Raw genomic sequence first — 26,259 nt, 5'->3', positions numbered from 1 at the left:
AGAGATAAAAGAATATTTAGCGTAATAAAAAGGGAATCTGTACAGTAATTGCATTAGTTGGACATTCTTTTTCACAAGGCAGACAAAACCAACATTCATCATATTTCATGTAGGCTTTGCCTGTTTCTGGATTTTTCGCCAATACATCCAAGGGACAAACTTCAATACAGGCTGTGCATTTTTCTAGACATTTTGATTCATCAACGATCACAGGAACATCTATTCTTTGATTGATTAAAGCCATAAAACTGACTCCATGATTTTGTACTGAAACTGTTAAATATTTAAATAAATGGGGTAAGCTTACATTAATTATCTCATGATTTTAAGTTGTTTATAGGCATTATGGAATATCGCAGAGCCAAGATAGAAGGAGGTACATTTTTCTTTACCGTTGTTACTCATAACCGCCGGGAATTTCTTTGTAATGCAGAGAATATTCTGCTGTTAAGACAAGCATTCAGAGAAGTAATAAGCAAATCTCCATTTCTTGTAGATGCCATTGTCATATTACCAAACTACATACACTGTATTTGGACGTTGCCCCCAGAAGACAGTGATTTTTCAAATCGTTGGCGATTAATAAAAAATTATTTTACCCATCGTTGTGATATTCAATATCAAGGAAAAATCTCTGGATCGCGTCAAAACAAAGGTGAAAAAGCTGTTTGGCAACGCAGATTTTGGGAACATCAAATTCAAGATGAAATTGATTTCATTCGTCATGTTGATTATATTCATTATAATCCTGTTAAGCATGGATATGTTAAAGCACCTAAAGATTGGAATTATTCAAGTTTGATTTTGTATGTAAACAAAGGAGTTTACGATATAAATTGGGGTTCAGTAATAGAGATAGAATTTACTGAAGATGTAGGAAATGAATAATCTATTTGTAGGTTGGGTGGAGGCGCAAGTTAGTATCTTGGCGGCACAATTCAAAATTTATATTGCGCCGTAACCCAACATCAAAGGATATTAATCTTAGTGCATAACTAAATATATAAAATAGGTTTAGCATTAATTTTTACAATAAATCGAGAGATTATTATAGTGTGAATGTTTTCTGTTTTCCCGATGTCATGTGTTGGGTTCCACTACGTTCCACCCAACCTACGGGAGATAGCGATCGCACTAAAACAATTTTTTATAAAAAGTTAATGATTGCTTGATGTTGGTATAACCAATTTTCTCATAAAACAAGTGAGCTTCTTTGCGTTTAGTATTAGAACGTAACAGAACACTATCACATCCAGCTAGAGAAGCCCACTGTTCAATTTGCTGCATCAAAAAACGTCCAATTCCACTATGACGATAATCTTTATCTACAACTAATCCCAAAATAATCGCTGGAGTCGGAATAACTATTGATTCACAAATATGAGCGTGCGCCCAACCAATTACATATTCATCTTCTACAGTGGCAACATACACAAGATGAGCATCATTATTTTTAATTTTAGTAAGGCGTTGCTCTATTTGTTGATTAGTCACAGAATATTCAAGTTGTTCGCAAAGACTAGCAATTCTTTCTACATCTTTAATCCCAGCTTGTCTAATTTTAATTTTCTCACCTACACTAACTTTGTTTGTCATAATTTAATTTTAAATTACAATTATTTAGTTATCCAGCGTTGCACGGATAAAACGATAGCCTATATCAATCTCTGTCAAATTGTGAATATCACTATATTTTTTGCTCCATTTTCCACTAATTAAATCTGCTGCAAGTAACTTTACTCCTTGTTCTACTAAATCTTGATTAGCTAAAGCAAAAGACGATATTCCTGCACGTACTTCTGGTTCAAGATATAACTCTGGTCGTCTCCAGCCTGCTGCTGCGAATAAATCAGATAAATCGTATGGTAACAAAAGGGGTATAGCTTCAACACGCCTTTTAGTATTACTCTGAATTAAATTCACCTGTTCCTTAAGCGGTAAAAATCGTAACGCATCTTCCCATAAAAACGAAAAATAATCGTAAAGCCATATTTTCTGAGCTAATCTAATATCAAAAGTTAACAAAATTATTGCCCCATCTCTAATTATTCTATGCATTTCCTGAAAAGCTTTTTCGAGATGAGAAAAGTGATGAATTGCCAGGATACTTACAACAGCATCAACAGAGTTATCTAGTAGAGGTAAATTTTCTGCATAGCCAGTAAACCACTTAATTTGCTGATGTTCTACTGCTTGTTTTTGCATAACTACAGAAGGTTCAACAGCATTAACAAGAAATCCTTTATTAGCTAGTGCTAAACTGTAACCACCAGTACCAGCGCCAATATCAGCTATAATGCTACCTTTGGGTAAATTGAGTAAATCAATTAATTTATTGACAATACGAATATCAGGAACGCGAGTTTTTGAGTATTGTTGACCAATTGAATTATATATAGACATATTAGAAAATTCTTCAAAATAATTTACAACAAACTATTTAAAATTTAACTTAGATGAATCAATGAAAAATCTGTTAGTTAAACAATTCCAGCAAATTTAAGAGTTCACTTATCATAAACTTCGGTTTTGCTTCTTGTGGTAAATTTTGATTTTTTCTGTTGTAATAGCAAAAATCCATTTTGACTTGTGTTGCTCCCGCATAATCGTGCTTTAGAGAATCTCCAACGTAAAGAACTTCTGCTGATGTTAAATTTAACTTAGATAAAGTATGATGGAATATCTCAGGAGATGGTTTAGCAAAACCAATTGCTTCAGAAACTACAACTGCTTCAAAAAAATGCTCAATTCCAGCAGCTTGCATTCTCGGTAGTTGCGCTGATACAAACCCGTTCGTAATAACAGCCAAACGATAATTGCGTGCGAGAACAGTTAGCACTTCATTTACATCAGGTTCCATTATGCCCGAATGATTAAAAATTTGCCAAAAACTTTGACTAAGATTGCTGATTTGATCTGTTTGTATATCTAATTGAGCAAGTGTGCTTCGATAAGACATCTCGATTAATTCATTTGGAGAAAAAGTTTCTCGTTGTCTCCAATACTGGGAATTATAAGTTTCAAATGCTTGCAGAAAAACATTTTCATCTATTTTATGTAAATCCAAAGATATTGTACGAGCTTCCAAGGCACCAAGAATAGCTTGACGTTCACATATTTCAAAATTTAACAGTGTATTATCGAGATCGAAAATTATGGCTTTATAACTCATTCAATTCTTTCATTTCCGAAAATGCTCTACTCAATAGTTGAGATTTTTCTAATTATTTTTAGTATCTCTCTGAAATCTTGACTATAAAGTTTATAATTTTTATCATTAGGCTTCCTGACTAAAATTGCTTGTATACCTGCCCGTAATGCTCCAGCGATATCAGCATTGTAGCTATCACCTATCATTACACATTCTGTTTTTTCAATATTTAAATCATTAATGACACGATCGTAAAATTTTAGGTTGGGTTTTTCATATCCAATTTTGCCAGATGTATATATTTTTTCAAAGTATTATGTAATATTTAAATTGTCTATGATTTCGTGTAGTTCAGGTATATGATTTGAGAGAATTATATTTTTATAATTATTTTTAATTGCATCTTGCAAAGTAGAAATTACATCATCATATAAATGCCATTTTTTCAAATTTTTATATTCATTCTGAACTTGGAAAACATATTTTTTCGCCTGATTTTTATTTACTCCTACTTTTTCATATATTTCTGCAAAATATTCATTCATATACTCCCACCAACCTTTACCATTAAAAAATAAATTATGGGGAGTTTCTGGAGAGTGCCAAGTAAAGTTATTCTTCAACAATGGTCGAATATCTTCTAAATTTATATTAGAGATTCCATTCAATATTAAAATTGAATGTAATGTTTCACTCCACATTCCTTGACGATAACCTAGTGTATTATCAAAATCCCAAAATAAATATTTCATATTTATTTCACTGCTACATCATAAATTTCATGATGTAAATTGATATCTACAATGTAAGGATCTACTGGACGCTTAAACAATACCATTTTCCCTAATTCATCTTTCTTTAAATTGACATGACAAAACCATTCATCATCATTTTTGTCTGGATAATCTAAGCGGTAATGATAAAGCCCCCAACGAGTTTCTTGACGATATAATGATGCCTTAGCTGCCATTTCTGCACAATCGCGAATAAAGTGAACTTCTAGACTACGCATCAATTCATGAGGGTCACGAGCGCCCATTAAATCTAATGTTTCTTGATATTGTACAAAATGTTTTAAACCAATCTCGATTTTATTACCTGATTTTGGTGGTTGCAGATAATCATTAACTAAACGTCTTAATTTATATTCTACCTGGGTATGAGGTACACCATTCGGACGAGTTAAAGGTGCATAAATTCTGGCTTTTTCAGCTTCTAAAAAATCTGTGTCTGGTTCGATAAAATTTAAATCTTCCATATATTTAATGGCATGAGTTCCGGCTATGCGACCAAAAACAAATGCCCCAATCATGTAATTATGGGGAACGCTGGCCATGTCCCCAGCTGCATATAAACCTGGAATGGTTGTTTGAGCATTTTCATTCACCCACACACCAGAAGCACTATGACCGCTACATAAGCCTATTTCAGAAATGTGCATCTCGACGCCGTGAGTGCGATAATCTTCATTTCTACCTTGATGAAAACGTTCTCTACTTGGTCGTTCATTTGCCCACAGTATAGATTCAATTTCCGCGATTGTATCTTCATCAAGATGGGTCATTTTCAATTGGACTGGCCCTTTTCCAGAATTTAATTCTTTCCAGATTTCCAACATCATTTGACCACTCCAATAGTCACAGCTAATGAAGCGATTTCCTTCGGCGTTGGCTGTATGTGCGCCAAAAGGCCCGGCAACATAAGCACAGGCGGGGCCGTTGTAATCTTTGATTAAAGGATTAACTTGAAAGCATTCAATATTACTAAGTTCTGCACCTGCATGATAAGCCATTGAATAGCCATCGCCGGCATTAGTAGGATTTTCATAAGTGCCGTAGAGATAGCCGGAAGCAGGTAATCCTAATCTGCCACAAGCACCTGTACACAGGATGACTGCTTTAGCTTGAATGACAATATAATCACCGTTTCTGACATCAAATCCCACTGCACCAATCGCACGTCCGGCCTTGACTAAGACGCGGGTTGCCATAACGCGATTTGTGACTTTGACTTTGTGGCGTTTAACTTGTCGGGTAAGAATGGTTTTGAGGTCTTTTCCTTCTGGCATAGGTAAGACATATTTACCCACACGATGCACTTGTTTTAAGTCATAGTTGCCTTGGGCATCTTTTTGAAATTTCACACCCCAACTTTCTAATTCTTGGATGACTTCGTAACCTAATTTGCCTGTTTGATATACGGCTTTTTGGTTGACAATGCCATCGTTAGCAAGGGTGATTTCGCGCACGTATTGTTCTGGGGTAGAATGACCGGGAATGACTGCGGTATTAACTCCATCCATACCCATTGCGATCGCACCACTCCGTCGGATGTTAGCCTTTTCTAAGATCAGCACCTCTGCATTGGGATTGGCTTGTTTGGCTTTAATTCCAGCCATTGTCCCGGCTGTACCGCCACCAATGACAAGTACATCAGTTTTTATCTGTTGGGTGTTGATGTCCATAAGCTTTTGGGAGTAGGGAGGAACTTCTAAGATTTATTACCGTTCCAAACGATATCTTTGACTTGGATTTGCTTGGGAACTAGCTTGATTTTGTGAAAAGTATCGGCAATGTTTTGTTGCTGAGTGATTACTTCATCTGTTAGCGGTAAAACGCCATATTTTCGTCGTTTTTCGGCAATTTCTAATGCTACTGCGGGAATACCTAATTCTGGTTCTAAAAACTTGGCAACTTCTTTTGGATTATTTGTTGCCCATTTATTTACAATGCTTACTTCATCTAACAGGGTTTTCAACAAATCTGGGTGAGAATTAGCAAACTCTTGACGCGCAAGATAGTAACCCCGATTCGGTGCTAAATTTGTCGCATCTGTTAATGTCCTAACCTTTGTGTCGTGTTCAACTGCTGCTAGGTAAGGGTCCCAAATTGCCCAAGCATCAACGTTACCACCAGTAAATGCTGCACGGGCATCTGCTGGTGTTAGATGTGCTGGTTGAATGTCGCTATACTTTAATCCGGCAGCTTCTACAGCTTTGACAACAAGATAGTTACTGTTCGAGCCTTTAGCAAAGGCTACTTTTTTCCCTTTCAGGTCAGCAACCGTTTTAATTGGTGAATCTTTCGGTACTATAATTGCTTCGGCTTTGGGACTCCAAGGATCGTAAGCAACATAAAGCAAAGGAGTACCTCCGGCTTGGGCAAATATTGGTGGTGATTCACCTGTATAGCCAAAGTCAATACTACCTGCGTTCATTGCTTCTAGCATGGGTGGACCGGCGGGAAATTCTGCCCATGTCACCGAAGCACCAGCAGTCTTGAAAGTTTGCGCTAAATTGCCTCGGTTTTTGAGAACACTGAGGATAGTCGCCGCTTTTTGATAGCCGATACGAACTACCACACCTTGATTTGCTGGCTGTGTTGCTACAGAGTTACCTGTATTGGTGGCAGAACACGCAGATATCACAAGAGTCAAAGTTAACCCACAGGTAAAGAATAAGGCAAATATACCAATTCTGGATATTTCATAATTTTGAAGAAAGCTGCTGACAATCCTCATCAGACGATGTGGTAAATACTTACTGAACATACGTACATTAAACTATAAGCAATATCAATACTACGATAATTCGGGCAATTTGCCGTATTTTGCTCATAGAATATTCACACACATAAGCTGTAAATGCAAGATCCGAAAAAGTCAGGACTTACGCAACTAGCATATTATTTTCAGTTCGTAGTGTTCGCGTAACGTCTCGCAGAGAGGACTTTAGTCTTCAAAATAAGGGCTAGAGCCGCTTACTACAAACTACAAATCCGATTTTTTGGTGACACTTGCGTAAGTCCTAAAAGTATGTCTACGGGTAAAACAATTAATCAGAAATGGGAAAGGTAGCCACCATCAACAGCTAAAACCTGTCCGGTGATGTAAGATGCGGCTGGAGAAGCGAAAAACACAACAGCGCCTGTAATTTCTTGTGGAGATCCCCAACGCGCGAGAGAAGTTCGATGTTTCAACCATTCCGTGACTGCTGGATCGGCAACTACATCAGCATTACTCTGTGTGGCAAAAAAGCCTGGAGCTACTGCATTGACTGTAATTCCAAAAGCCCCAAGTTCTGCCGCAAGTGTACGGGTTAGGGCTTCGAGTCCTCCTTTAGCTGTCGTATAAACTGCGTCACCTGCACCTGCAAGTTGTCCTGCAATTGATGTAATATTAATAATTCGACCTTCACCTCTGTGCATCATCAGTTTTGCCGCTTCTCGTGACAAATTGAATGGTGCAATTAAATCAGCATTGATTAACCGACGCACTGCATCCATTTCAAACTCGAACAGTCCACGGCGATCGCGCATTCCCACATTATTAACCAGAATATCTAAACAGCCGTGCTTTTCTCGGATTTCAATAAATGCACTTTGAACCGCAACTTCGTCTGTCACGTCAAACGGTAACGTAAAACCTAATCCGCCAATTGATTCAATAACTACAACTGCTTGATTAAGCCGTTCCAAATTTCGCCCATTGACGATGACACGCGCACCAGCTTTGGCAAATGATTTGGCAATTTCTAGTCCCAAACCTTGTCCCGCTCCAGTTACTAAGGCAACTTTTCCAGCTAATGAGAACTCTGATAACGTCACAAAAATTACTTTTCAGGGTGCTATTGAGCCAATAGACTTCTTGCAGAAGTAGGGAAAAGGGTAAGGGGGAAAGGGAAAAGGAATAAAAAAACCTTTCCCCTTTGACCTTTCCCGTTTTCCCGCAAGAGTGCAAAAGTTACTTTTGCAAGAGGTCTAATATCTGACCAAAAACTTGCTGCAAAGGCTTGATTCTTAGTTGTATTTCTTTCCTAAGAATCAAGCCGAAATTAACTTTGATAGGGGCGCGGTAGTTGGCGTAGTTTATGAGCAGTATCTAATTCACTATTGTTTTTTCTGCCATATCCCCAACCCAAGATGCGACGATATTCACCCATGATGCCACTTTCAATTAATTCATCCTCATTGACTGCAACATTGGTATGAGATTGGGGCGCAACATAGAGTGCATCCGCAGGACAATATGCTTCACACATGAAACAAGTTTGACAGTCTTCCTGCCTAGCGATCGCAGGTGGTTGGTTCGGTACGGAGTCAAAAACATTAGTAGGACATACTTGGACGCACAGATTGCAATTGATACAGAGTTTATGGCTGACAAGCTCGATCACGATCCTGCTCCTATTACAACTTTGATACAGAGGGTGTGGTTTGAGAGGTTTGTACTGGTGGTGTAGCGATGGCATCCTTAATCCAATCGCGCCTCACCCAAAGTTTATCTAAACCGCCAGTTGCTTGGTAATAACGCTGATTTGGATCGGTTTCGGGATAGTCCACACGAATATGTTCGCTGCGTGTTTCCGTGCGATGTAAAGCACTAAAATACGCCCATCGCGCTACAGCCGTCAGAGCAGCTGCTCGACGAGAAAATTCCACATCGCGCACTGTATCTTGTTTCGGGTTCCCTTGTACTTGCTGCCACAGGGTTTCTAATTTGGCGAGGGAATCTAGAAGTCCCTGCTCAGAACGCAAGTAGTTCTTCTCCAACGGGAACATCTGGTCTTGTACGCCACGCACGATCGCCTCACTATCGAATGTTTCCGAAGATGGTGAAGGCGATGGGCTACGCCCCGCCATCGGCGATGGCGTTCCGCCCAGCGTAGCCGATCGCAATCCCACTTGACCAGCAGGACGTGCAACCCGTTCATTTGCTCGATCGCCCAAACTTTTGGCAAAGGTAGCTGCCCCAACTCCAGCCCATTGCCCTGTAGAGATTGCCCAGGCAGCATTAGGGCCACCGCCTCCAGAAGCTAACCCAGCTAAAAACTCCCGCGATGCAGCATCACCGGCGGCGTAGAGACCAGGAACCTTTGTACCGCAACTATCATCGGTCAAACGGATTCCACCTGTACCACGGACTGTACCTTCTAAAATTAGGGTTACAGGCACTCGTTCTGTATAGGGGTCAATGTCAGCTTTTTTATACGGTAGAAAAGCGATGAAATGAGACTTTTCAATTACTGCTTTGACTTCAGGTGTGGCTTTATCCAAACGAGCATAAACGGAGCCTTTCAAGAGGGCATTGGGAAGGAACGATGGATCGCGACGACCATCAATATAGCCACCAAGATCGTTACCTGCTTCATCAGTGTAACTAGCCCAGCCAAAGGGAACACCCCGCGTCACTGTGGCATTAAAAGCGGTCGAAATTGCATAGTGATTGGAAGCTTCCATACTAGAGAGTTCGCCACCAGCTTCTACTGCCATCAGCAGCCCATCACCGGTATTAGTATTGCACCCTAATGCTTTACTCAAGAATGCACAACCGCCGTTTGCTAAGACTACTGCACCAGCACGAACGGTATAGCTACGATGATGTTGCCTCTGCACACCTCTTGCTCCAGCGACTGAGCCATCGTCAGCCAATAAAAGTTCTAGAGCCGGACTTTGGTCGAAAATTTGTACACCAACACGCAAAAGGTTTTTGCGAAGTACCCGCATATATTCAGGCCCATAATAACTCTGGCGCACAGATTCCCCATTTTCTTTGGGGAAACGATAGCCCCAACTTTCCACTAGGGGCAAACTCAGCCAAGTTTTTTCGATCACACGCTCGATCCAACGTGAGTTAGCGAGGTTTTTTCCTATGCGATAACGCTCCGATAAAACTTTGTTCCAATTCTCTGGAGAAGGAGCCATAATGCCGTTACCACTAGCAGCAGCTGCACCGCTCGTACCCAGAAAACCTTTATCAACAATGATGACTTTGACTCCTTGGGATGCGGCTGCCCATGCTGCCCATGCTGCGGCAGGGCCACCACCAATTACCAGCACATCGGCAGATAGGTGTAGTTCATTTTCTGTTAGCAATTCCTTTCCTCCTTATTTAGCAGTCAACATATTTCTTTGCCACTGTGAGCGGCTTCTACAAGCAAAAATCCACCCACCTGCATTTTCCACAACCTCTAAGCACCACTTTTTGCTAGTAATTTGTCATCGGTGCAGTCTTCGCCAATGAGCTTCTATACTGGCGTGTTTTGCTCATCGGCTTTTTTGTCTATAAACTTGCGTTAGCGATCGCTATACCGGAGGTATCGCTGATTTGTCTGACTAAATTATGCAGTAGATAGAGTTTGCACAATATATACAAAGAGTGTGTACGGCAAATTATATTTAGCATGATACCCTAATTATTAGCTTATCAAACATTTCAGTATTACAAGTTAATTTCCGATCCGATTAGAACTGGTGTACTTGAAACCGAATGACAGAGTGAAAATAAATTCTTTCCTCCTGCCCCTGCCCTGAGCGAAGTCGAAGGGCTGCCTCCTGCCTCCTTTGAGTCAACAACTAAGCAACTTTTTGCAAGTGCTGCACGCGAGGCATAACTTCTTGGGCAAAACGTGTCATCTCCCGCACAAAGGGATTAAATTGCAGCATGAAAGTGTCGATACCTGCATCAACGAAAGCTGCAACGCGAGTTGCCACTGTATCATAGCTGCCAACCAATCCTGCGGCTGTGCCACCATTGCCGCCAACAGCCGGATTTTTAGCGAAGAGTTTGAACATGGCGGCTTCTGGGTCAATTCCTTTAGCAACACTTAATTTATATTGTTCTTCCAACTTTTGCAGTGCCATGAGTCGTTCTAGTTCTGCTTGCGCTTCTTCGTCTGTAGTTCGGGCAATCACAAAGGCTGACAAACCAAAACGGACTGGTTGGGCTAGGAAACGTGGTCGGTCTAAAACTTGTTTAATTACTTGGCGGACATCTTCAATCGGCTGACCGTTGATGAAATAAACATCGGCTTGTTGGGCTGCTAAAATTTGTGCTGGGTCTGATGCTCCTCCCAAGTAAATCCGAGGATAGGGTTGAGCAACAGGGAAAGGTCGAAAACTCAAATCTTGGATTTTGAAATATTCACCCTTGAAGTTCACCCTCTCACCACTCCATAAAGCTCTAACAACCTGCAACCATTCACCAGAATAGCGATAACGTTCATCATGGGGAGGGAAGGGGATATTAGTACGCTCCATTTCTGGGCGAAACCAAGCACTAATTAGGTTGATGGCAAAACGTCCGCGACTGATAGCATCAATACCCAAGGCCATCTTTGCTAGAACGGCTGGATGAAATAATAAAGGTTTAATCGCGGCGATAATTTCTATGCTTTCCGTAGCTTCAGCCAACGCCGCACAAGCTGTCCAAGTTTCCAACTGTTCTAAATCTAGACTACGGGGATTAGCAAGGTGCTGTGCGACTAAGGTTGTCACATATCCTAAACGTTCTGCTTCTAATACTAGCGATCGCGTGCGTTCATAACTAGCATCAATCGGTTCATCTGGCGTATTGAGAGGGCCAAAGTTACCCCCAACAGGGGCCCAAATACCGTAGCGTGGTTCTGACATTCTTGCCTCCAAATTAAATGGGGACTGGGGAAATATACCTTGTTTTTTATCCTCACCTATGCAAATCTCATAATATACTACTATAAATCTACCGATTTACAGTATAATTTTTAAGGTGCAAAAATAAAGTTTTAGTGCCGACTACAAAGGTTCTAGAAAGCTATGTCTGAACCACACTATGGGATTTGGATTCCTGTTTACGGCAACTGCGGCGTGATGAACCATCCTCTTGAACCTCGTGATGCTAGTTACTTACGAGCCAAGAACCTCCTCCAGTTGGCTCAAAGGTGCGGATTTACCACAACTTTAATCGCGCAACATATCATCAATCCCAGGAATCAAGAACTTGACCAGCTAGAAACTTGGACAACAGCAGCAGCTTTGGCAGAAGCAACAAACTCTATCGAGATTATTGCAGCTGTTAAACCATTACTGTTTCATCCCGCCGTCTTAGCAAAAATGGCTTTAGGTATTGATGCAATCAGTGGTGGACGCTTTGCTATTAACTTAGTAAGTGCCTGGTTCAAGCCAGAAATAGAAAAGTCGGGGATCAATTTCCTTACCCACGATGAGCGTTATCGCTATTCGGATGAATGGATTAGGGTCGTAAAAGCCCTATGGAGTGGGGAGAAAGTCAACTTCTACGGTGAATATTTTCAGATCGATGATTTGAAGCTCAATCCTCCACCTGTAGCCAAACCACATCCGCGTGTGTATGTAGGGGGAGAGTCAGAACCAGCCCAAGAACTAGCTGCAAAAGAAGCGCATACATTTTTCCTGAATGGTCGTCCGATTGAAGTCATCCGCGAAACCATTGCGGCTGTTGCTCAAAAAACTAAGTTTCGCTCTCAACCTCTAGGCTTTGCTATGTCGGCTTTTGTGATTGCTCGACCGACAGACGAAGAGGCAAAAGCGGAATATCAAAGCCTTAGAGCAATGGTACTAGCACAAGACGATCGCTCAGAATTACTCAAAGGAGTAGATTCTGAAGTAGTTATGTTCAAAAACATGGCTAAGTACCCTGGTGTGGGAAGCAATGGCGGTACAGCAGCAGGATTGGTTGGTAGCTATGAAACTGTAGCCCATCGGATTGCTGAATTTACCAAAGTGGGAATTGGTACTTTCATGCTGCAATTCCAGCCCTTTACCACAGAAATGGAGCGTTTTGCTGCCGAAATTATACCAAGAGTGCGAGCGTTAACGGTAAATAGTGAAGCGATGTCTGCGACAGGTGGTTCCTGAACGCAGCTTAAGGGCTGCGCCTACGCTAATTTGAACTTTGAGGTCATAGATTGAATACGATCAACGTCCTAGCATTTTATCTCGCAGATGCTTAATGCAATCTTGTATGGAGAAGCTAACGTTTAGGCTGCTGGCGCTACAATCTCTGAAGCAACTCGTCATACTCTGTATGTGCGCCAATCCAGAACCAGTAAATGCGATCGTCCTACAACAAGCCAAGAACGCGGTAGTCTAAACTAACACGAGCCGAATAGATTGGTTGGCGCTGGCTAACTCGTTTGAACTGAAGACTATTGTGGTAAGGATCTGAACGCCAAAGAGCATAGGCAATGCCCGCTTGTTCTTGAACTGATGCAGGAAGCTCATCAAGTTTCTTGCGAAATAGCTTCGTAACACTTGACTTCATTGCTCAGAGGGAAAAACGTCAGCTAGAGGAGTGATGTCGCCAGCAGCAATTTCTTGCCGTACCATATCAGCTAGACGATCCCACTGAGCATCTGTAGTAGATTCAAACTGAGCTTTCCATCTTTGCTCATCCTCTATCTCGGCAAGAAGACGAGTAGCGATGCCTGCGGCGAGCTACGCCTACGCATCTTGTTCAGCAACAGGTAGAGTTTTTAGTTGGGCGATGTCTACGACGGGCTACGCCTACGCACGCTCAAGTAACTCAGTCATAGCTACCACACTCTTAAAACGTAAATGGCATTTTATCCATTATCGCTTCTTGGCAGCAATTTAAGCGCCTTTGTCACCTAAACGTTGACCTAATAACCTTTCTGTGCGGGTAATTGCTGATTCGTGAGCGTAAGATTTAGGTTAACGTCCTAGCATTTTATCTCGCAGATGCTTAATGCGATCGCGCAATTTTGCTGCTTCTTCAAATTCTAGTTTTTTCGCCGCTTCTTTCATCTGCGTTTCTAACAGAGTAATCAATTGGGGAATCTGTTCTAATGGCAGTTCATCTAGATGTTCATCTACAACTTTTAAATCAGTTGCATTTAACCGTCGAGATACATCTAAAAAAGCCAAAATCGCATTACTTGATTTTTTCACAATCGGTTGTGGTGTAATCCCATGCAGTCGATTATGTGCTGTTTGAATCCCACGCCGTCTGTCTGTTTCATCAATAGCTTTAATCATGCTACCTGTGAGATTATCGGCATATAAAATCGCTTGTCCCTGAATGTGACGCGCGGCTCTACCAATAGTTTGAATTAAGGAACGCTCGGTTCGTAAGAAACCTTCTTTATCTGCATCCATAATTGCTACTAATGAAACTTCTGGTAAATCCAAACCTTCCCGCAGCAAATTCACACCAACTAATACATCAAAATTTCCCTCGCGCAAATTCTGCAAAATCTCAATGCGCTCAATAGAAGTAATCTCAGAATGTAAATATCGTACCCTGATACCGTGGTCTTGCAAATATTCGGTTAAATCTTCCGCCATCCGCTTAGTTAATGTGGTAATCAAGACTCGTTCATGGCGGTCGGCTCTATCTTTAATTTCGCCTAACAAATCATCAATCTGTCCTTCTGTGGGACGCACAGAAATTTCTGGATCGATCACGCCAGTTGGTCGAATTACTTGTTCAACTACATGGTCTTCAGAAACTTCTAATTCCCAATTTCCGGGAGTTGCTGAAACAAAAATACACTGATTTACCTTTTCCCAAAATTCTTCGGCTTTTAAAGGACGGTTATCAGCAGCACTAGGAAGCCGAAATCCATGTTCAATTAAAACTTTTTTTCTCGCTTGGTCGCCATTATACATACCGCGAATTTGTGGCACGGTAACGTGAGATTCATCAATAACTAATAGCCAATCTTTGGGAAAATAATCAATTAAACATTCTGGTGGTTCTCCAGCTTGTCTTCCTGCTAAATGACGGGAATAGTTCTCAACGCCGTTACAGTAACCTACTTCGCGCAGCATTTCCAAATCATAGCGTGTACGTTGATCTATGCGTTGCGCTTCTAATAATTTGCCAGCTTGTTCTAAGTCTAGTTTTTGCTGTTTTAACTCTGCTGCAATGTCATTACAAGCTACTTCTAACCGTTCTTCTGGGGTGACAAAGTGACGTGCTGGGTAAACATTCACCGCTTCCAAACTTTTGAGAATTTCACCTGTTACCGGATCGATATAGCGAATTGCGTCAATTTCATCACCAAAGAATTCGACGCGAATAATTCGGTCTTCATAAGCTGGGCCAATTTCTAAAACATCACCCCGGACGCGAAATTTTCCCCGACCCATTTCGATGTCGTTACGGCTGTATTGAACATTTGCCAAATCTCGTAAAATTTGACGCTGATTTACTTCCATACCTATCTGAAGGGGGATGGCAGCTTTCAGATATTCTGCTGGCATTCCTAAACCGTAGATGCAACTGATGGAAGCAACGACAATGACATCACGACGTTCAAAAAGCGATCGCGTTGCTGAATGCCGCAACATATCTATTTCATCATTAATCGCCGCCGTTTTTTCAATATAAGTATCGGTGACGGGAATATACGCTTCTGGCTGATAATAATCGTAGTAGCTGACAAAATACTCGACTGCGTTATTCGGGAAGAAATCCCGCAACTCGTTACAAAGCTGTGCAGCCAGGGTTTTGTTATGCGCCAGTACTAAAGTCGGCTTGCCAATTTTCTCAATAACTGCTGCTACGGAAAATGTTTTGCCAGTTCCAGTGGCTCCTAGTAAAGTTTGGTAACGATTGCCTGATTGGATACTAGCAGAAAGTTTAGCGATCGCTTGTGGTTGATCGCCTGTGGGACTAAAGGGAGCTTGAAGACAAAATTCTGTCATACAGTTTTGCTGTAAATACCCTATCTCATGGTGACAATTCCGCTCTGTATCTATTGTAGCTGGCTGATTAGAGCAAATAAATAGTAATAATTATTTATAAAAGTTATTGCTTTAAATTTACTTATGTATTAGTTTTAAAGATTCTTATATCTATATGAGGTTTTTTAAGGTTAAACTCTAAGGTATATGGGAAAAAATTTCATCTTTCCTTAATTATTGTAAAATTCAGTTAACAAACTAGAGGTGTTCGTTTATGACTAATAGCAACACTGGCAAAGCAACCAGTTCTCGGCAGAAGTATGCCAAGTCTACACAGGAAGTTGAAAATCAACAAGACCAGAGCTTGAATGCAGATAAAGCCGAGGAAGTTAATGAACTGCCAGTAGGAGCTTCTGGAACACTCGCCATTTCTGGAATTCGCCCTATAGGCGCTAGCGACATAGAAGTTGCTGAACACCTTTCAATTTCTGGGGTGCGTCCTGTTAGCACTAGTAATTTGGAAGTAGTTGAAACCTATAATGCAATGGGTATTCGACCAATTGGTGCTAATAGATTCCAAATTGTTGAAAGTATGAATCTCTCTGGGATTCGTCCAATTGCCTCAAGTTCATTAGTAATTGATGAAAGCTATTCGACATTCGGTAATCGTCCGATAGCATCAAATCAGATTGACAATCCTGAAAACCTGATGGGTTTTCTAGATTAAACAACAAACATCCCCATAACTTTATTAACCCATTTTCTATAGGAAACTGGGTTTTTTTATTTAAAAAGTAAAAATTACCATTTGTAACATTTATTCTATGTCTTTTAGCATAGGTAACTAAACTATTCTCACTTTATTTTATATTCAATTAACAGCCAGAACGCTTATTAAAACTAACTTTCTTAATTATGAATTACCAATTACGAATTCCGAATTATTGAATCTTCCTTGTGGTAGAAGGCTTTAGCAAAAACTTTAAGTTAATGTGTAAAGGTAATAACAAAGAGTTTCAAAGTCAGTTGATAGCTTTGAAATGAATTTTTAATTGAATCAGGAGTATCAAAATGAGCATAGAAGATCGCGCAAAGGCTGCTGCTAAAAATGTTGAAGGTAAAGCCCAAGAAGCATTAGGAAACGTTACTGGAGATCCAGAAGATAAAGCTAAAGGTAAAGCAAAGCAAGCCGAAAGCGAAGTACGTCATGGTATTGAAGACGTGAAAGATAATGTCAAGAAAAACATTGACTAGTAATTCATGATTTTTTTTGCAGAAACTCTAGGGATATAAATGGGGTGGATTCCATTTTTGCAAGAAAAAATTACGAAATGCTAAATATTCAATGCTATGCGCCTTTATTCTATTCTTAGCAAGCGTTGAAAGATAAAGGACTAGCTTGATTGACAGAAATTTTATAGAGACGTAATTAATTACGTCTCTATATTTATGCTTAATTTCTTTTTACAGCAGATTGCAAGTTAATAGACCTCTTGCAAAAATCCTTGAATCACCCCTCCCCGTATGGGTTGGGGAGGGAGCAAGATTTAAAGTTTCCCCTTTATAAGGCAGGGCTGTTTCATTCCCTAAAACAGGTAAAATTGCAAGTGTTGAGGGGATAAAAATCATGGGTGCGTCTCTGATTGAACATTTGCGACAAGTTGAAGATTTCAGAACAACTGATGGTCGAAGACATCGACTTTGGTTGGTCTTGCTGTTTGTAATAATGGGCACTATGAGTGGATATGTCGGGTATCGTGCATGGGGAGATTTTGTCAAACGGCATCGTCGTGTACTAATAGAGATGTTTAGCATTCAAAGACATGGTATACCTTCATACTCAACTATCAGGCGTGTAATGATGGGAGTAGATTTTGATAAACTTGTCGCAATATTCAATCAGTGGGCATATCAATACGTTGATTTAGAGCCATCTGATTGGTGTGGAATTGATGGTAAAAGCATTAAAGGAACAGTCCAAGACCACGAGAAATCATGTCAAAACTTTGTCAGCATAGTCTCAGTATTTGCAAGTAAAAGAGGACTAGTTTTAGGCATGGAAAAATTTGAAAACAAACAGGAAAGCGAAATCGTAATTGTGCAAAATTTAATTGCCGCTTTGGATCTCAAAGATGCTGTATTCAGCTTTGATTCTTTACATTGCCAAAAAAAACTTGCCAGTTAATTATAGACAGTGGTAACGATTACGTAATTGCTGTTAAAGAAAATCAGCCAAAACTTCATCGTCATATCGAAAGCGTTGCTGCTAAAACAAAGCCTACAAGTCGTTATATCACCACTGAAAAAACAAGGGATAGACTGACAAAGCGAACTGTAGAAGTTTTTCATGATTTGAATGGAATAGACCCAAAATGGATTGGAATTAAGTCTTTAATTCGAGTTGAAAGAGTTGGCACAAGAGGAGCTAAACAATACCATGATATTGCTTGTTACATTAGTAGCCTCATTCGCACGGCGCAAGAATTTGCTCCGGGTATTCGCGGTCATTGGGGTATAGAAAATCGACTTCATTGGGTTAAGGATGTAGTTTTGAATGAAGATCGTTCTACTATACATCTGGGTAATGCTCCGGCTAATCTCTCTGTTCTACGAGCGATCGCTCTCAACATACTCCGCCAAAATGGTCATACTTCCATCACTACTGCTCAAAGATTTCTCTCTCATGATATTGACAAACTCTTATCCCTTGTGGAATGAAACAGCCCTGCTTTATAAGGGGGGATTAAGGGGGGTAAGAATGTATTTCATTTAGATGCAAAATGCTGTAATTTATTTTTTATAATTATTAAAACTATAAAGCAATACAGTTCACAATGAGCAACAAAAACCTGATGTAGAGAAGCGATTTATTGCTTATTGAAATACCAATCATCTTTAATTAAACCGTATCATATTCTCAAGTTAGAACTTACACACTCAGATACCTCAACCTCCTTTAAAGTAATTTTCCGTTGCAAATCTGTCTACGACGATCGTAGCTAGACAACTTTGCTCAATATGAAAATCATTTAAAATATCAAAAATTGTAGTAATATACCACAGGCATTAACTATCTTCAGCTACATCTGATTGTTAGCGCTCTTAAATTCACAATCGATGAGAATATACCGTGAACCTAACTCTTTATTTTCTCCGTCACGGACAGACAGAATGCAGCCGCAATAATTCCTTTTGCGGTTCTATAAATTCAAAACTGACTCCAGAAGGCTTGGAGATGGCAAAAGCTTTTGCAGATACATATAGTTCTATGGATTGGACAGCAATATTTTGTAGTCCAATGCAGCGAACTGTGGAGACAGCAAAACCTTTGTATGAAGCAATAGGGATAGAACCACAACTTAGAGATGGTTTGAAGGAAATCAATTATGGCTTGTGGGAAGGAAAAACCCCAGAAGTAATTAGCTGTGAATATCACGATGATTATATTCGCTGGTCAGCAGATCCGGCTTGGAATGCTCCAACTGGCGGAGAAATGGCTGTCACAATTGCTTCTCGCGCCTTGCAGGTAATTGAAGAAATTAAACAAAATTACACTAGTGGAAAGGTTTTAGTCGTTTCACACAAGGCAACCATTAGAATTCTTCTGTGTAGTTTACTAGGGGTTGATGTCGGACGCTTCCGTTTTCGTTTGGGATGCCCTGTGGCTTCGGTCAGTATTGTAGAATTTACCTCACATGGGCCGTTATTAAAAGTTTTGGCAGACCATAGTCATTTGGATGAACGGTTACGAAATTTACCAGGAACGTGAGGGAGTTAAAAGTTAGGAGTTAGGAGTTAGGAGTTATTATTTTTGCCTTGCTCTCCCTAGCTATCTGGCTCAGTGTATTTGCAGAGAACGTTGATTCCAATTTTGATAATATATAACACGACAATTGTGGCGATCGCACCATCAATTGGTATTCCATGTACTGCTGCAACAGCTACCAGTGAGCCAATGATACTATTGAGCAAAGAAGCACTACCAGGGTTATTAGTGTATTCTTTGATTTTGCCCCGTAAACCATCATCCCCACAGATTTCCGCGCGGATTTCGTCGAGAGTCAGCTGCAAAAGAGATTTTTTGCCCCTACTATAATCTGTTTTGCCGACTTTCTCTTGCCAGAGTGTATCAAAACTCGCTTCTAGATTACCGTTGTGTTGTTGCAGGGTAGTAAGAGCTTGTTGCGCTGGAGTGTCGTTTGGCAGAAGTTGCTGAAATTCTTGGATTTCGCCAGGGGTTAATTGGAGATTCATGCTATATCCTTAATACGGGATAATTGGGATGCTCAGGATTTGGTATAAGTCGCTGATTTTTACAATCTACTTTAGGACTGGGGCGCATTTTTTCAATAGACATGGACTTCCGTCCAGCTGCGACGGCTGTGGCGATACACTCTCCCCTGACTAATTCCCCATACAATCGCCCAATAAAGTGTTCTGCACCTTTGGCGTAAACTGAATACGCCATCGCTACCACACCCTTTGCCCCCAATTTCACCAACTGTCCCGCCACAGAAGAAAAAGCTTCTTCGCCTACTTGTCCAGACTTGCAAGCATTCAGTACAAAAATCGGTACGCAGCAATCTGTTAAATATTGGGCAATTTCCCTTGCGCTGACAGTTTGCTCGTTTCCCTGCTCATCCTCAAAGACTAAAACGCCCTGTGTCTGGTTGTCAAAATTCCCATGTCCATCAAAATGGACGATATGATAAAAACCTTTATGAGCTTGCAATTCTGCTTCAAACTCTTTCAAGCTAGGGGGACGCAATACCTTGAGATTAACTCGCTGACGTATCGGTTGCAGCGCTGCCAGCAAAGGACGGGCAATGGTTTTAAAACCTACGTCTTGCTCATCGTCAGGACGAGCAATAACTAATAAAATATTCAGTTGGTCATCGGGCATTGGTGGCAATGGTGCTTTTACGCCCTGACTGCTGAGACTGCGATACATTCCCGCCAGTGAAGGTGCAAGAAATTGATAGTCGGGGGAATACAGCAATTCCCAAGGTAAATTCAGCACGTTGGCGTTATCAGAAATGATGCCCAGTTCGCATTTATCAAGTCCATCTCGTGTGGCTTCTTGAAAAAACTCTCTTCCTTTTTCTGTGCTGCGAAATACTAGCTCAAATAATTCTTGTCCCCACTGCTGTAACTTTTGTTCGATTTTTGCGGCGTTATCTAGAAAGATACCGTAGGGAAACTTGAGATAATCTTCTAAGTACCAGCGCAAATCAGTTAGCTTTTCTTCATCGAATGGTTGCTGAAAGGCTACTTCTGGGGCGAGGCGAGGACTTTCATATCCGCGTTGCCAAGAAAGTTGGATTGTTTCGCCTTGATGGGTGATTCGCAACCAATTTGTTGCCATTGCTGCTGTGCTGGTTACTGGGTAAATTGATGCTAGCTTAATTTGAGTAATTCACGCAGAGGCACAGAGAGGAAGATTGAGTTTTAATTCAGTACAGATACAGCGATAATGTACTCAAATTATCAGCGAATTATTTTATGCAGCCAGATATTGAGACTATTGTATTACGTCAAATGGCTTCGGGCGATCGCCTATCATTACAACTATACAAATTCATCGGCGCTCAACCTGGTAAAAAGGTTTACATTCAATCTAATCTGCACGGTGCAGAAATTGCTGGTAATGCCGTTATTCACCAGCTAATTGAGTTTTTATTAACAATAAATGATACAGATTTAACTGGAGAAATTTGGCTAGTTCCCGTTTGTAATCCAATGGGGACGAATGAACGCGCTCATCATTTTTCTCCTGGACGTTACTGCATTTACGAAGCTAAAGACTGGAATCGCATATTTTGGGACTACGAAAAAGAAGCTGATGATTTAGTAGCTTTTACTAAATCTCAACTTCATCTCGATCTAAAGGTCATTCGACAAAATTATCTAACTATAATTAAGCAACAATTCGCGAAAATTTTAGAAAAAATTAATTCTCCTAGTGCAGTGCCATACACTGAGCTTTTTGGCTACAAGCTACAAAATCTGAGTTTAGATGCAGACTACTTAATTGATTTACATAGTTCTACAAATCAAGCTTTAGACTACATTTATTACTTCCGAAATCGAGAAGACAGTGCAAAATACTTTCTACTCGATTTTGGAATCTTGCTTAATAAATACGATGGTGATGCTTTTGATGAAGCTTTTATCAAACCTTGGTTAGCGCTGGAAGCTTGTTTTAAAGAGTTTGGTAGAGAAATCAAGTTTGATGTGGAAGCTTGGACACTAGAATTAGGCTCAGGAATGCAAATGAATCCTGATTCAGTCGCTAAAGGTGTACGGGGTGTAAAAAATTATTTAGCACAAAAAGGTGTCCTACAAATGTCTGATTTATCAGGTGACACAAAAACCCATGAAATGACTTTTGCATCTAGCAACAACCGAAAAAAATATTATGCGATCGCAGGTGGGATGATTCAATGGAGAATAGCTTTAGGTAGTTTTGTAAAAGCTGAGGAAAAATTGTATCAAATTCTCAGTTTTAATAAAGAAGGTCAACTACCTAATGTAATTGATGTTTGCGCTCAAGATGATGGATTAGTTTATGATGTCGCAACAAATCAAGCTGTAAATGAAGGCGAGTTTGTACTAGGAATTGTGAGTTAGAGTATGGGGCATCGGGCATAAATATTCATGTAATTGTCATCACAAAGACGCGATAAATCGCCGTCTCTACAAAAGACTAATTATTGTAGAGACGGCGATTCATCGCGTCTCTTGCCTTAACCGAACAGTATTGAGTTTAATCTCCCAAATAAATACTCATACCACGAGCGGTTTTAACTAAAGTACCATTGGGATCGACAGCGCTATATTGAGCGATCGCTTCTGTAATTGGTACACTTAATACTTGGCGATTTTGCCATGTCACCATGCGATCGTATCGCTCTTCGGCTATTAGATTAACTGCTGCTACGCCAAAGGCTGTTGCAACTAATCTATCCAGTGGTGAAGCAGTTCCACCTCGTTGAATGTGTCCTAAAACTGTGACTCGCGTTTCTACACCAATGTGCTGAATAATTTCATCGGCTAAATATTCACCAATTCCCCCGTATCGAGATTGACCTAAGCGATTGGTAATTGTCACATTTTCGCCGTCTTGGGTACGAACTGCTTCAGAAACAATAATCAAACAATAGTTTTTGCCTTTTTCTTGGCGTTCTTTGATTTTGTGGCAAATGTGTTCAACTGTATAAGGTATTTCGGGAATTAAAATTACATTTGCTCCCCCCGCAATTCCCGCAGCTATGGCTATGTGTCCAGCATCACGACCCATTACTTCCAAAATCATGACTCGGCTATGACTTGCAGCGGTAAAATGTAACCGATCTAGTGCTTCTGTGGCAATATTTACTGCTGTATCAAAACCGATAGCGTGTTCGGTAACGCCAATATCGTTATCAATGGTTTTGGGAATACCTACTAAATTAATACCACCTTGTTGAGCGAGGCGACGCAAAATTGCCAAGCTACCATCACCGCCGATACCAATCAAAGCGTCTAAACCTAGTTGATGATAACCTGCAATAATTTCTTCGGAGCGATCGCATAAACTTCCATCCGCCATTGGAAAAGCAAAAGGGTCGCCTTTATTGGTTGTCCCCAACATTGTGCCACCCGCAGTTAACAACGAGTCAACTTGGTCAACTTCCAACTTGGTGAATTGTGGCGGACGCGCCATTAATCCTAGAGTCGCTTGACGAATTCCCAAAACCTCCCAGTCATAAGTATTTACAGCACAATTGACTACAGCCCTAATCACAGCATTTAAACCAGAGCAATCACCTCCACTCGTCAAAATTCCTATGCGTTTGGGTTTTCCCACATTTTTTGTTGACATTTTGATCCAAATGTATATGTTCAGCAGTCGATGAAAATTAAGCCCAAGTTAGCAGCAGATTAAACTTAAGCAAAATTCCTCCCTGTTAATGCCAAAGTAATTTTATGTTTCTTTTGGATCTAAAAACAAAACAAAGTCTAAAAATTCCGCAACTCTTGAACCAGAAGTCATAATTTATGTGGGTTTGGTATGATTGCCGATGAAATGAGGTAAACTTGGAGTTTAATTTTTTTAATATTCTGACTACTAAATTCTGACCGAAGCTTTCGGAGTATGTGGCTTTGCTCCTGAATACTACAACTAAGGCGATCTCAGCTGTAAAATATAAGTGTAGAGCCAGTAGTAGATTAAACCTCGGCAAAAGCAATCCCTAAAAATGCCAGGGTAATTTTATGCCTATTTTGTGTCTAAAAAAGAACCAAGTTATCCCAGCTATCAAATATGAGGGTGGAGCCAAAGGTGACTAGTATTGAAAATTACAACTTCTCTTATTCAGGAGAAGTAACAATTCCCCAGGCTCCTCCTGAATTTAAATCAGGTTTTATCGGCATTGTTGGTCGTCCAAATGTCGGTAAATCTACTTTGATGAATCAGTTAGTAGGACAAAAAATTGCCATTACATCACCAGTAGCACAAACTACACGTAACCGTTTGCGCGGTGTATTAACTACACCAGAAGCGCAGTTAATATTTGTAGATACGCCAGGAATTCATAAGCCCCATCATCAATTGGGTGAAGTATTGGTGCAAAATGCCAAAATTGCTATTGAATCGGTAGATGTAGTGTTATTTGTGGTAGATGGATCTGTGGCTTGTGGATCGGGCGATCGCTACATTGCTGAATTGCTTAGTCGCAGCAAAACACCAGTAATTCTGGGTATGAACAAAACCGACCAACAACCGGCTGATTCGCAGTTTCTAAATGATAGCTACGCCCAAATGGCCCAATCCCATCAATGGGAAATCGTGAAATTTTCTGCCAAGACTAGTACCGGATTACCGCAACTTCAAGAATTATTAATTAAACATTTAGAAATTGGGCCATTATATTATCCTCCAGACTTGGTAACTGACCAGCCAGAACGCTTTATTATGGGTGAATTGATCCGAGAACAAATTTTATTATTGACTCGTGAAGAAGTACCCCATTCAGTAGCGATCGCCATTGACCTAGTAGAAGAAACTCCCAGCATTACCCGCGTACTTGCTACTATCAACGTCGAGCGTGATTCCCAAAAAGGCATACTCATCGGCAAAGGTGGAGCGATGCTCAAAGCAATTGGTAGTGAAGCCCGCGAACAAATCCAAAAATTAATCGCTGGCAAAGTTTATCTAGAATTATTTGTGAAAGTCCAGCCAAAATGGCGACAGTCGCGGATTAGTTTAGCAGAATTAGGCTATCGCGTAGAAGAATAATAATTGGTCAATTGTCATTAGTCACTTGTACTGAGCGAAGCCGTTGGCGCAGCCTCTCGTAGAGAAGTATTAGTCATTGGCAAGCAAAAGACAAAGGACAAATGACAAGTGACAAATGACAAATGACTCTTAATTAATCAAAATGTCTTTAGAAACTCGCTATCCCTTAAATTTACCCGTCAATGCTCCGCCATTGCGCGTGTTAATTGTCGAAGACGATCCGATGATGCAATTGGGATTAGAGCAATCGTTAATGGCTCATCCTCAGCTGGAGATTGTTGGACAAGCTGAAGATGGTTATTTGGGAGTTCAAGCTGCACTGCAACTGAAGCCTGATTTGGTGGTTATGGATATTGGGTTGCCGCGATTGGATGGCATTGCCGCGACACAGCAAATTAAGGCAGCGCTGCCAGCAACTCATGTAGTGATGCTGACATCTCATCAAACGGAAACAGAAATTATTGCGGCACTATCTAGCGGTGCAGATGCATATTGTATCAAAGGTGCAAGTGTGGAAAGATTGTTAAGTGCGATCGCAGCCGCAGTTGATGGTGCAGCCTATCTCGATCCCCAAATTGCGCGGCGAGTCATTGATAATCTCAAACCGCCTTCACCCACCACCAACACCGCCAACTTATCTGGGCGCGAGTTAGAAGTGTTAAAGCTGATGGTAGACGGGTTGAGTAACCCAGAAATTGCCGAAAAACTCTATCTTAGTCCCAATACCATCAAAACTCACGTCCGAGGGATTATGAATAAATTATCAGTGGACGATCGCGTGCAAGCAGCAGTTGTGGCACTGCGTTCTGGGTTGGTTTAATATCAGAAGTAATCCAAATCTTTACTACTAAATATCTGGATTGGTGTGTATAGCGATTCCTACTCTGTATGTAACTTTCAAAATACTAAATGCCAACCTTTGGGTATATTTCTAACTATTCAAATAGTTGTAAAACTTTTAAAGTTAGCTAATTTTTTGTTCCATGCGCTCATTACTATTTCAAAACTTGAAGCTGACTATTCCGACAGCTTTAGGATTTACGATTCTGGGCTATATTCTCAGTCTACCTCTGAGTTTACTCGTCAACTCAGAAGCAGCAAGATGGCAATTCTATCCGCAATCCAGAGTATATATTGAAACCCAAAAGCTTGATGAGCTTGGAAATTTTCAAGCTAGGGTAGCACTTGGAGGAACAGCGCTCGGAATCTTAGTAGCTCAAACAACTTTTATTGTGTATATATTTGGACTTAGCAATCGTAGCACTAAGCAATAATATCTTTGACGAGATATATGTAAATACAGCCTTTAGACCACCTGATGCAGTTGTATTTTATGGCGATCGCCACACCTTTGGCTTTCAAGTTGGCACGCATTTCTAACTCAA

The 26,259-nt window shown here is 40.5% G+C and carries 27 protein-coding genes and 1 pseudogene; 11 read left to right on the top strand and 17 right to left on the bottom strand.

What is annotated here, in order from left to right; translation table 11 throughout:
• Positions 1-16: 16 nt before the first annotated feature.
• Positions 17-244 (bottom strand): 4Fe-4S dicluster domain-containing protein, encoded by a 228-nt coding sequence (locus NSTC731_RS17545; protein ID WP_012408944.1) that lies wholly within the window; start codon positions 242-244, stop codon positions 17-19.
• Positions 245-345: 101 nt separating this feature from the next.
• Here NSTC731_RS17545 and NSTC731_RS17540 point away from each other — a divergent pair, with 101 nt between their 5' ends.
• Positions 346-888: an REP-associated tyrosine transposase gene (locus NSTC731_RS17540; RefSeq protein WP_445631909.1), complete on the top strand. Its 543-nt coding sequence runs from the start codon at positions 346-348 to the stop codon at positions 886-888.
• A gap of 246 nt (positions 889-1,134) precedes the next feature.
• Here NSTC731_RS17540 and NSTC731_RS17535 read toward each other — a convergent pair whose 3' ends face one another.
• The 11 genes from NSTC731_RS17535 to NSTC731_RS17485 form a co-directional block, all read right to left on the bottom strand.
• The gene (locus NSTC731_RS17535) at positions 1,135-1,596 is read right to left on the bottom strand and encodes a GNAT family N-acetyltransferase (protein ID WP_445631908.1); all 462 of its coding nucleotides are present in this window, start codon (positions 1,594-1,596) and stop codon (positions 1,135-1,137) included.
• Positions 1,597-1,620: 24 nt separating this feature from the next.
• Positions 1,621-2,403 carry a class I SAM-dependent methyltransferase gene (locus tag NSTC731_RS17530; protein WP_445631907.1) on the bottom strand — a complete coding sequence of 261 codons (783 nt, stop codon included), beginning with the start codon at positions 2,401-2,403 and terminating at the stop codon, positions 1,621-1,623.
• A gap of 73 nt (positions 2,404-2,476) precedes the next feature.
• Positions 2,477-3,172, bottom strand: coding sequence for an HAD family hydrolase (locus tag NSTC731_RS17525; RefSeq protein ID WP_445631906.1), 696 nt, complete (start codon positions 3,170-3,172; stop codon positions 2,477-2,479).
• A gap of 26 nt (positions 3,173-3,198) precedes the next feature.
• Positions 3,199-3,453: an HAD family hydrolase gene (locus tag NSTC731_RS17520; RefSeq protein ID WP_445632114.1), complete on the bottom strand. Its 255-nt coding sequence runs from the start codon at positions 3,451-3,453 to the stop codon at positions 3,199-3,201.
• 12 nt (positions 3,454-3,465) lie between these two features.
• Positions 3,466-3,903 carry a hypothetical protein gene (locus NSTC731_RS17515; protein ID WP_445631905.1) on the bottom strand — a complete coding sequence of 146 codons (438 nt, stop codon included), beginning with the start codon at positions 3,901-3,903 and terminating at the stop codon, positions 3,466-3,468.
• A gap of 2 nt (positions 3,904-3,905) precedes the next feature.
• Positions 3,906-5,615, bottom strand: a complete 1,710-nt coding sequence (locus NSTC731_RS17510) for a fumarate reductase/succinate dehydrogenase flavoprotein subunit (protein ID WP_445631904.1) — start codon at positions 5,613-5,615, stop codon at positions 3,906-3,908.
• A gap of 26 nt (positions 5,616-5,641) precedes the next feature.
• Complete coding sequence (locus NSTC731_RS17505) at positions 5,642-6,700, bottom strand: sulfonate ABC transporter substrate-binding protein (RefSeq protein ID WP_445631903.1); 1,059 nt, start codon at positions 6,698-6,700, stop codon at positions 5,642-5,644.
• 287 nt (positions 6,701-6,987) lie between these two features.
• Positions 6,988-7,755: an SDR family oxidoreductase gene (locus NSTC731_RS17500; protein ID WP_445631902.1), complete on the bottom strand. Its 768-nt coding sequence runs from the start codon at positions 7,753-7,755 to the stop codon at positions 6,988-6,990.
• Between the two features lie 227 nt (positions 7,756-7,982).
• Entirely contained in the window at positions 7,983-8,324 is a 342-nt protein-coding gene (locus tag NSTC731_RS17495; RefSeq protein WP_322708593.1) for a 4Fe-4S binding protein, read from the bottom strand.
• 13 nt (positions 8,325-8,337) lie between these two features.
• Complete coding sequence (locus NSTC731_RS17490; protein ID WP_445631901.1) at positions 8,338-10,023, bottom strand: FAD-dependent oxidoreductase; 1,686 nt, start codon at positions 10,021-10,023, stop codon at positions 8,338-8,340.
• Between the two features lie 480 nt (positions 10,024-10,503).
• Positions 10,504-11,559 carry an LLM class flavin-dependent oxidoreductase gene (locus NSTC731_RS17485; protein ID WP_445631900.1) on the bottom strand — a complete coding sequence of 352 codons (1,056 nt, stop codon included), beginning with the start codon at positions 11,557-11,559 and terminating at the stop codon, positions 10,504-10,506.
• Between the two features lie 162 nt (positions 11,560-11,721).
• On the opposite strand from NSTC731_RS17485, the gene NSTC731_RS17480 reads away from it, so the two are divergent.
• Entirely contained in the window at positions 11,722-12,801 is a 1,080-nt protein-coding gene (locus tag NSTC731_RS17480) for an LLM class flavin-dependent oxidoreductase (protein WP_445631899.1), read from the top strand.
• A 205-nt stretch (positions 12,802-13,006) separates the two neighbouring features.
• Here the strand turns inward: NSTC731_RS17480 and NSTC731_RS17475 are convergent, their stop codons facing one another.
• Positions 13,007-13,207, bottom strand: coding sequence for a hypothetical protein (locus NSTC731_RS17475; protein WP_445631898.1), 201 nt, complete (start codon positions 13,205-13,207; stop codon positions 13,007-13,009).
• Positions 13,208-13,366: 159 nt separating this feature from the next.
• Between NSTC731_RS17475 and NSTC731_RS17470 the strand changes: the two genes are divergently transcribed.
• Positions 13,367-13,540, top strand: a complete 174-nt coding sequence (locus NSTC731_RS17470; RefSeq protein WP_445631897.1) for a hypothetical protein — start codon at positions 13,367-13,369, stop codon at positions 13,538-13,540.
• Between the two features lie 77 nt (positions 13,541-13,617).
• On the opposite strand, the gene uvrB is transcribed toward NSTC731_RS17470, so the two are convergent.
• A complete protein-coding gene (gene uvrB / locus NSTC731_RS17465; RefSeq protein ID WP_445631896.1) occupies positions 13,618-15,615 on the bottom strand; it encodes an excinuclease ABC subunit UvrB in 1,998 nt (665 codons plus the stop codon).
• Positions 15,616-15,868: 253 nt separating this feature from the next.
• On the opposite strand from uvrB, the gene NSTC731_RS17460 reads away from it, so the two are divergent.
• From NSTC731_RS17460 to NSTC731_RS17445, 4 genes and pseudogenes are all read left to right on the top strand, one after another.
• Positions 15,869-16,321, top strand: coding sequence for a hypothetical protein (locus NSTC731_RS17460; RefSeq protein ID WP_445631895.1), 453 nt, complete (start codon positions 15,869-15,871; stop codon positions 16,319-16,321).
• Positions 16,322-16,665: 344 nt separating this feature from the next.
• Positions 16,666-16,848, top strand: coding sequence for a CsbD family protein (locus tag NSTC731_RS17455; RefSeq protein ID WP_099103871.1), 183 nt, complete (start codon positions 16,666-16,668; stop codon positions 16,846-16,848).
• 400 nt (positions 16,849-17,248) lie between these two features.
• A pseudogene (locus NSTC731_RS17450) lies at positions 17,249-18,312 on the top strand (ISAs1 family transposase); the annotation flags it as partial.
• 412 nt (positions 18,313-18,724) lie between these two features.
• Entirely contained in the window at positions 18,725-19,363 is a 639-nt protein-coding gene (locus NSTC731_RS17445; protein ID WP_445631894.1) for a histidine phosphatase family protein, read from the top strand.
• A gap of 56 nt (positions 19,364-19,419) precedes the next feature.
• Here NSTC731_RS17445 and NSTC731_RS17440 read toward each other — a convergent pair whose 3' ends face one another.
• A complete protein-coding gene (locus NSTC731_RS17440; RefSeq protein ID WP_445631893.1) occupies positions 19,420-19,848 on the bottom strand; it encodes a hypothetical protein in 429 nt (142 codons plus the stop codon).
• A gap of 1 nt (position 19,849) precedes the next feature.
• A complete protein-coding gene (locus NSTC731_RS17435; protein WP_445631892.1) occupies positions 19,850-20,959 on the bottom strand; it encodes a CHAT domain-containing protein in 1,110 nt (369 codons plus the stop codon).
• Positions 20,960-21,096: 137 nt separating this feature from the next.
• Between NSTC731_RS17435 and NSTC731_RS17430 the strand changes: the two genes are divergently transcribed.
• Complete coding sequence (locus NSTC731_RS17430; RefSeq protein WP_445631891.1) at positions 21,097-22,224, top strand: succinylglutamate desuccinylase; 1,128 nt, start codon at positions 21,097-21,099, stop codon at positions 22,222-22,224.
• Between the two features lie 136 nt (positions 22,225-22,360).
• Here NSTC731_RS17430 and NSTC731_RS17425 read toward each other — a convergent pair whose 3' ends face one another.
• Entirely contained in the window at positions 22,361-23,443 is a 1,083-nt protein-coding gene (locus tag NSTC731_RS17425; RefSeq protein ID WP_445632113.1) for an ATP-dependent 6-phosphofructokinase, read from the bottom strand.
• A gap of 456 nt (positions 23,444-23,899) precedes the next feature.
• Here NSTC731_RS17425 and era point away from each other — a divergent pair, with 456 nt between their 5' ends.
• The 3 genes from era to NSTC731_RS17410 all read left to right on the top strand — a co-directional run bounded on the left by era (position 23,900) and on the right by NSTC731_RS17410 (position 26,148).
• Positions 23,900-24,874 (top strand): GTPase Era, encoded by a 975-nt coding sequence (gene era, locus NSTC731_RS17420; RefSeq protein WP_445631890.1) that lies wholly within the window; start codon positions 23,900-23,902, stop codon positions 24,872-24,874.
• A gap of 142 nt (positions 24,875-25,016) precedes the next feature.
• Positions 25,017-25,694 (top strand): response regulator, encoded by a 678-nt coding sequence (locus NSTC731_RS17415; protein ID WP_445631889.1) that lies wholly within the window; start codon positions 25,017-25,019, stop codon positions 25,692-25,694.
• 163 nt (positions 25,695-25,857) lie between these two features.
• Complete coding sequence (locus NSTC731_RS17410) at positions 25,858-26,148, top strand: hypothetical protein (RefSeq protein ID WP_445631888.1); 291 nt, start codon at positions 25,858-25,860, stop codon at positions 26,146-26,148.
• Positions 26,149-26,259 lie beyond the last annotated feature (111 nt).

This window comes from Nostoc sp. DSM 114167 (assembly GCF_052692655.1).
This window is presented reverse-complemented; position numbering and strand designations above follow the sequence as displayed.

What these genes read in the sequence shown, in the direction of transcription:
- NSTC731_RS17435 (WP_445631892.1), bottom strand. Translation starts at nt 20,959, where the DNA reads ATGGCAACAAATTGGTTGCGAATCACCCATCAAGGCGAAACAATCCAA.
- NSTC731_RS17455 (WP_099103871.1), top strand. Translation starts at nt 16,666, where the DNA reads ATGAGCATAGAAGATCGCGCAAAGGCTGCTGCTAAAAATGTTGAAGGT.
- NSTC731_RS17415 (WP_445631889.1), top strand. Translation starts at nt 25,017, where the DNA reads ATGTCTTTAGAAACTCGCTATCCCTTAAATTTACCCGTCAATGCTCCG.
- NSTC731_RS17530 (WP_445631907.1), bottom strand. Translation starts at nt 2,403, where the DNA reads ATGTCTATATATAATTCAATTGGTCAACAATACTCAAAAACTCGCGTT.
- uvrB (WP_445631896.1), bottom strand. Translation starts at nt 15,615, where the DNA reads ATGACAGAATTTTGTCTTCAAGCTCCCTTTAGTCCCACAGGCGATCAA.
- NSTC731_RS17535 (WP_445631908.1), bottom strand. Translation starts at nt 1,596, where the DNA reads ATGACAAACAAAGTTAGTGTAGGTGAGAAAATTAAAATTAGACAAGCT.
- NSTC731_RS17470 (WP_445631897.1), top strand. Translation starts at nt 13,367, where the DNA reads ATGCCTGCGGCGAGCTACGCCTACGCATCTTGTTCAGCAACAGGTAGA.
- NSTC731_RS17480 (WP_445631899.1), top strand. Translation starts at nt 11,722, where the DNA reads ATGTCTGAACCACACTATGGGATTTGGATTCCTGTTTACGGCAACTGC.
- NSTC731_RS17440 (WP_445631893.1), bottom strand. Translation starts at nt 19,848, where the DNA reads ATGAATCTCCAATTAACCCCTGGCGAAATCCAAGAATTTCAGCAACTT.
- NSTC731_RS17505 (WP_445631903.1), bottom strand. Translation starts at nt 6,700, where the DNA reads ATGTTCAGTAAGTATTTACCACATCGTCTGATGAGGATTGTCAGCAGC.
- NSTC731_RS17515 (WP_445631905.1), bottom strand. Translation starts at nt 3,903, where the DNA reads ATGAAATATTTATTTTGGGATTTTGATAATACACTAGGTTATCGTCAA.
- era (WP_445631890.1), top strand. Translation starts at nt 23,900, where the DNA reads ATGAGGGTGGAGCCAAAGGTGACTAGTATTGAAAATTACAACTTCTCT.
- NSTC731_RS17460 (WP_445631895.1), top strand. Translation starts at nt 15,869, where the DNA reads ATGACTAATAGCAACACTGGCAAAGCAACCAGTTCTCGGCAGAAGTAT.
- NSTC731_RS17485 (WP_445631900.1), bottom strand. Translation starts at nt 11,559, where the DNA reads ATGTCAGAACCACGCTACGGTATTTGGGCCCCTGTTGGGGGTAACTTT.
- NSTC731_RS17430 (WP_445631891.1), top strand. Translation starts at nt 21,097, where the DNA reads ATGCAGCCAGATATTGAGACTATTGTATTACGTCAAATGGCTTCGGGC.
- NSTC731_RS17410 (WP_445631888.1), top strand. Translation starts at nt 25,858, where the DNA reads ATGCGCTCATTACTATTTCAAAACTTGAAGCTGACTATTCCGACAGCT.
- NSTC731_RS17525 (WP_445631906.1), bottom strand. Translation starts at nt 3,172, where the DNA reads ATGAGTTATAAAGCCATAATTTTCGATCTCGATAATACACTGTTAAAT.
- NSTC731_RS17545 (WP_012408944.1), bottom strand. Translation starts at nt 244, where the DNA reads ATGGCTTTAATCAATCAAAGAATAGATGTTCCTGTGATCGTTGATGAA.
- NSTC731_RS17540 (WP_445631909.1), top strand. Translation starts at nt 346, where the DNA reads ATGGAATATCGCAGAGCCAAGATAGAAGGAGGTACATTTTTCTTTACC.
- NSTC731_RS17510 (WP_445631904.1), bottom strand. Translation starts at nt 5,615, where the DNA reads ATGGACATCAACACCCAACAGATAAAAACTGATGTACTTGTCATTGGT.
- NSTC731_RS17475 (WP_445631898.1), bottom strand. Translation starts at nt 13,207, where the DNA reads ATGAAGTCAAGTGTTACGAAGCTATTTCGCAAGAAACTTGATGAGCTT.